Origin of the sequence: Rhodococcus sp. CX, assembly GCF_015865005.1 — a bacterium.
Lineage (GTDB): Bacteria > Actinomycetota > Actinomycetes > Mycobacteriales > Mycobacteriaceae > Rhodococcus.
In genome coordinates this window covers 13,754-17,472 of the sequence record NZ_JADZGH010000156.1, presented here as the reverse complement: position 1 = coordinate 17,472, position 3,719 = coordinate 13,754, and the positions used below count along the sequence as shown (strand labels likewise).

Genomic DNA, 3,719 nt, shown 5'->3' with positions numbered 1-3,719 from the left:
TGCGCGCGGCGTCGTCGGCGGTGCGCAGGGTGAACACACTGTCCGGTGCGTCGGGGAAGGGATTGCGGGGCGTGGCCCCGGTCGCGACCACGAGTTCGTCGTAGTTCAGCGAACGGGCGTCGGTGTGGACGGTGCGCGCGGCGGTGTCGAGGCGGCGGGCGGTCTCGCCCAGGTGCAGGGTGACCCGGTTGTCCGCGAACCATACCGCGTCCTGGAATGCCGTCGAGGCGGGTTCGTCGTCGACGAGCACGGACTTGGACAGCGGCGGCCGGTCGTAGGGCAGATGCGGTTCGTCGCCGATCAGGGTGATGTCGCCGTCGAAACCTTCGGCGCGCAGGCCCTCGGCGACGCGGAACCCGGCGAGCGACGCACCGACCACAGCCACGTGCGTCATGACGCCGTCTCCTCGAGTGTGAGGGCAGCCGCGGGGCACGAGCGTACCCCTTCCCGCACGTCGGCGAGGCGGTCGTCGGCGACGGTCGCCTCCAGGAGGTCGACCTTGCCGCTGTCACCGAGATCGAAGATGTCCGGTGCCGCGACGACACAGTTCGCGTATCCCTGGCATTTGCCAAGATCCACAAGGATTTTCGTCATCGTTCCGACTTTCGTCGTAGGGAGGTCAGGACGAGAGTGCCGTGACCGCGGTACGCATGAACGACTGCAGCGGGCTCTCGCTGTCGAGAAGGAGTCGTCCGGCGCGGACCCGGCCCGAGTTGTAGCCGATCTGCTGGATGTCGGTGGCGCGCTTGTCCTCGATGAGGGTGCGGTCCCACATGTCGAGCCATTCCTTCACGACGATCGGGTCGGCGCCCGGCTTGGCGTACATGTCGACGAACGCCCACGACTTCTGCGGCCCGACCGGCTGGATGCTGCCGATGAACCCGACATAGTCGTCGAGCGCGAAGAACGACGACGGGAACGTGAACGCGAACCGGAAACCCTTGAGGCCCTCGGGATCCACGTTCGTGGGAAGCCACTTGATGGGACCGGCGTGCCAGATGGTGTTGTCGGACGAATCGATCGCGTAGTCGTCGGGGGAGGTGTGGTACGTCTTGCCGAAGCTCGTGCTGTGCAGGGTGGGGCAGTGGTAGCACTCGACGGCGTTCTCCGCCCACAGCTTCCAGTTGCATTCCATGTCGTACTCGTAGCGGATCTGGAATTCGTAGTCGCGCAGGTCCGCGTTGAGTTCGTCTGTGCGGGAACGGATATCGGCGGTCACGGTGGCGAGGGGAGCAGCGTTCGGATCCGGGTTGACGAAGATCCACTGATCCCACCGCTCGACGGAGACGGGTTCGAGGGAGATCGTGGAGCAGTCGAAGTTCGGCTCGCGCTGCGAACGCGGGGCCGTCTTGAGCTTGCCGTCGAGGCCGTACGTCCAGCCGTGGTACGGGCACTGGAGCAGCGGCTTGTTGCCGTTCTCCTCGGCGATCGAGTGCAGGCGATGGCGGCAAACGTTGACGAAGCCGCGCAGTTGGCCGTCGCGGCCGTGCGTGACGATGATCGGGATCGCGCCGGCGCGGGTGACCGCGTAGTCGCCGGGCTTGGCGACCGCGGATTCGTGGCACGCGTACTGCCAGGACTTGGAGAAGATCTTCTCCTGTTCGAGCTGGTGGATCTCGGGTGCGTAGTAGAAGGGCGCGGGCAGGGTTTCTCCGGCGTCGAGGTCGGAGAGGAGCCGGTCGACGGAGGGAAGCGCGTAGCGGTCGCGCACGTCGTCGAGGGAAATCGCCACGAGGGGGTCCTTTCGGTGGGGGAGCGCACGGGGCTGTTGTGTGCGTCACATCGAATTGCGTACCAGCATGGGCTCACAGATACGCAATGTCAAGAAAAAGCGTGAAATAGACTGCGCATTGCGTAAAGTTGCAGGTACCCGATGGTGGGAATGCGTCGCCGCGACGCGACGCGACCGCGCGGACCCGCGGGATCCGAGAGGAGGGCGGTAGGTTGGCCGGCATGAAATGGTGGTCGCTCGGCGGGGCGATAGCGTGCGAGGTCACCGCCACCCTCTCGCTGCGTGCTGCCACCGACGATCCCGTCTGGTACGTGCTCGTCGTGGCCGGCTACTGCGCGTCCTTCGCGTTCCTCGCCCGCGCGTTGCGGTTGATGCCCGTGGGTGTCGCCTACGGAATCTGGGGCGCCGCCGGCATCCTGCTGACCGCGGTTGCCGCGACCGTCCTCTTCGGCGATCCGATGACCCCGCTGATGGCGCTGGGCATGGCGCTGGTGATCGCGGGAGTGGTCATCGTCGAACTGGGCTCGCATCCCAGAATCGACCCGGTGGACGAACGTGACGACGAGGTCGCGGCACGGTGACCTGGCTGATTCTCGCTGCGGCGATCGTTGTCGAAGTGGCAGGCACGATCTGCCTCAAGTTGTCCGACGGTATGGCCCGCACCCGCTGGGTCCTGGCGACCGTCTCCTGCTACGTCGTCGCATTCGGGCTCGTCGCACTGGTGCTGGCGCGCGACGTTCCCGTCGGCGTCGTGTACGGCATCTGGGTCGCCTGCGGGGTCGCGCTCACCGCAGTTCTCGGGAGGCTTCTGTTCCGGGACCCTCTCACTTTCCGGATGGTCATCGGCATTGCGCTGATCATGGCGGGAGTTGTTGCGATCGAGGTCGGTTCGCACTCCGCGTGAGGGTTACCGCAGCCGCCGACGAGAAAGACAGCAGCGCGGTGCCGGCATCGCGCTGCTGTCTTTCTCGACTGCGGGTCTTGCAGGGCGCGGCGGTGACCCCGATAGTCACGACGATGCGCGCACCGAGCGGGACATCCGCGGCCGTCCGGCCTTGAGCAGCCCCGCCGCGACCACGATCTGGCCGACCATAGGCGACGTCGGCAGCGCGAGCAGTTCCCAGCCGGTCGACGCGTAGCCCAGCGCCCACACGACGATGGCGGCGGCCAGCGCCACGGTCGCGACCTGCCCGAGTGTCATGAGGTTCGCGGCCCAGTTGCGTGCGCGCTGTTTCACGAGAGACACCGATCCAGCGATCACTCCGGCGACCGCGCACGGTAACCCGATCAGGGTCGGGAGTCCCAGCACGAGTCCGGTATACGGGCCGACATCGACAACCCCGGAGAAGACGAGCTGCGGTACGGCGATCACCCACATCGGCACGGTGCACAACACCGAGACGACCGACACGGCCCAGAGTGTTCTCATCGCACCAACCTAGCCGAAAGATGCCCTACTGCACGGGATGACGACCGCGAGTAGGCGGCGAGGTTCGGAGCGTTTCCAGAGCCGCAAATGAGAAAGACAGGCGCGCGCGACCGGCATCGCGCTGCTGTCTTTCTCGATTGCGGCTACCGGGGCGAGGGCACTGCCACACTCTCCCGCGGCGCTTCGGATGAGAGTGTGTGCAATTGTGTTCGCTGGGCGGACGTTCTCGCGCACCGGAACGAACCGCGGGGGGAATCGACAGGGGGAGCAGTGACCGGGGAGTACCGTCGGCAGGCCGACGTCATCGAGTTCTGGCGTGCCGTGGAGTTGTTCAGTCCACAGCAGGTTCCGAAGGTCGACAGGTTCGACAGTCTGGAACCGGTCGAAGAGGTGGCCGCCGAAATCCCACTGCCGTGGATGTTCTGCCGTCAACTGCGCCAGCCGTTGCGCCGGAAAGGCAACGAGCGACAGTACATCGTCTACCTCGGTGTCTATCGAATCGACGAGGTGTGGACGGCCGTCGACGGGATCCTCGATCCGGGTGCCGAGAACTACGAC

The 3,719-nt window shown here is 66.1% G+C and carries 7 protein-coding genes; 3 read left to right on the top strand and 4 right to left on the bottom strand.

Annotated features, from left to right (window positions below):
* The 3 genes from I0Q12_RS33000 to I0Q12_RS16260 form a co-directional block, all read right to left on the bottom strand.
* Positions 1 to 394: FAD-dependent oxidoreductase (locus I0Q12_RS33000; protein ID WP_231610792.1), on the bottom strand; the 394-nt coding region annotated here is incomplete at its 3' end.
* Positions 391 to 594: a ferredoxin gene (locus I0Q12_RS16265; RefSeq protein ID WP_138998046.1), complete on the bottom strand. Its 204-nt coding sequence runs from the start codon at positions 592 to 594 to the stop codon at positions 391 to 393. The genes I0Q12_RS16265 and I0Q12_RS33000, both read right to left, overlap by 4 nt.
* A 25-nt stretch (positions 595 to 619) precedes the next feature.
* The gene (locus tag I0Q12_RS16260) at positions 620 to 1,732 is read right to left on the bottom strand and encodes an aromatic ring-hydroxylating dioxygenase subunit alpha (RefSeq protein WP_307846280.1); all 1,113 of its coding nucleotides are present in this window, start codon (positions 1,730 to 1,732) and stop codon (positions 620 to 622) included.
* A 221-nt stretch (positions 1,733 to 1,953) separates the two neighbouring features.
* On the opposite strand from I0Q12_RS16260, the gene I0Q12_RS16255 reads away from it, so the two are divergent.
* The gene (locus I0Q12_RS16255; protein ID WP_197252891.1) at positions 1,954 to 2,313 is read left to right on the top strand and encodes a multidrug efflux SMR transporter; all 360 of its coding nucleotides are present in this window, start codon (positions 1,954 to 1,956) and stop codon (positions 2,311 to 2,313) included.
* Positions 2,310 to 2,636, top strand: a complete 327-nt coding sequence (locus I0Q12_RS16250; RefSeq protein WP_197252890.1) for a multidrug efflux SMR transporter — start codon at positions 2,310 to 2,312, stop codon at positions 2,634 to 2,636. The genes I0Q12_RS16255 and I0Q12_RS16250 overlap by 4 nt, the downstream gene beginning before the upstream one ends.
* Before the next feature lie 105 nt (positions 2,637 to 2,741).
* Here I0Q12_RS16250 and I0Q12_RS16245 read toward each other — a convergent pair whose 3' ends face one another.
* On the bottom strand, positions 2,742 to 3,161 hold the full coding sequence (locus I0Q12_RS16245) for a hypothetical protein (protein ID WP_197252889.1): 420 nt from the start codon (positions 3,159 to 3,161) through the stop codon (positions 2,742 to 2,744).
* A gap of 270 nt (positions 3,162 to 3,431) precedes the next feature.
* Here I0Q12_RS16245 and I0Q12_RS16240 point away from each other — a divergent pair.
* Positions 3,432 to 3,719, top strand: a 288-nt coding sequence (locus I0Q12_RS16240) for a hypothetical protein (RefSeq protein WP_197252888.1), incomplete at its 3' end; no start/stop codon positions are given.